General features: G+C 38.5%; 2 pseudogenes. One reads left to right on the top strand and one right to left on the bottom strand.

Annotated features, from left to right (window positions below):
- Positions 1 to 210 (top strand): annotated as a pseudogene (locus tag BN338_RS12690) (helix-turn-helix domain-containing protein); the annotation flags it as partial.
- 411 nt (positions 211 to 621) lie between these two features.
- On the opposite strand, the pseudogene BN338_RS13210 reads toward BN338_RS12690, so the two are convergent.
- Positions 622 to 976 (bottom strand): annotated as a pseudogene (locus BN338_RS13210) (integrase); the annotation flags it as partial.
- Positions 977 to 1,205 lie beyond the last annotated feature (229 nt).

Genomic DNA, 1,205 nt, shown 5'->3' with positions numbered 1-1,205 from the left:
GTCAGCGCAGGGCGGTTAAAGGAAATTTCCGATATTTTGAAGGTTCCAGTTTCCTTCTTTTACACTGATATCATCAAAAAAGAAAACACCCCGTATCATTATGATGAAATCGCAGCGAGCAAAGAGGAATATTTGCTTTTAAAAAGTTTTAGAGTCCTCCCATCTGTCAAACAGAAAGCAATTTTAAACTTAATTTGTGATCAAAATTAAAGCATTTAATCAAAATTAAAGCATTTAAAAGCATGAGTATAAGGTGATACACGCCCTGTTCTTGACTTTCTCCCCACACCTCAAAAGACCCCCCTCTCCCCAAACCGGTTGATAAACGATCCAACTTCTCAAGAACAGCTCCTTCTCAGCTTCCCATTTCATAAGAATCCTTTCCCCCAAATTATATGAACAAGCCCTCCCCTGAATATTCACCACCCTTCTCTCACCCAAACACCCTATGCATAAAATTTTTGTGCCTTACATCACCATACCGCAAACAATAATGTTTTACAGCACAACAGGACAAGCATTCATACGTATAAAAGGGTAGCCACCTCTTCGCTGTAGAGACTCCATTAATTTTAGACCATGTGCATTTGATATACTTAAAAGACTCGTAAGATGCCTGCTATAAAGGCGTAAAGGTGAAAACCATTGACCATCTTTCCCATCTCCTTTTACAGCTTTATGGCTTTCAAAAGTACCCAACGCGATATCTTTTAAATAATGCAGATTGCTTATTGCCTCACGTTTTTGTTTATCGCGTGCTTTAATGGGGGCACACCCCTCACGTAAAACAAAATGCCATCCAGTTACACATCCACATGCTTGTTTAAAAAACATCTCGCAACGCTCCCAAGCCCATATCAAAACAACACCCATGAATGGTATTATGCTAAAGCCATTGAGCACCTCCATTTTTACACTTGAGAAGAAGCAAGCCAGCACCCTCACACACTTTGCCAGCTCGTGGGTGTTGCAACAGCCCTTAGCACTTGAGAGCGTTCATAAGAGCTATTTTTAGTTTTTTCTTATACTAATTTTATCCTCACACGCACCCAACTTGTGATGTACAAGAAAATGATTTTGATTGATTCAACATAAATTGATTAAACATGGAATAGGTTTGAAATAAGGGAATCTTACGTTATTGGAGTCTCTCACTCAACACGCAAAACAGTGAATTATCATTATAAATCAATTTATTGTATAAA

This window comes from Bartonella queenslandensis AUST/NH15 (genome assembly GCF_000312585.1).
In the GTDB taxonomy this organism is placed as follows: Bacteria; Pseudomonadota; Alphaproteobacteria; order Rhizobiales; family Rhizobiaceae; genus Bartonella; species Bartonella queenslandensis_A.
This window is presented reverse-complemented; position numbering and strand designations above follow the sequence as displayed.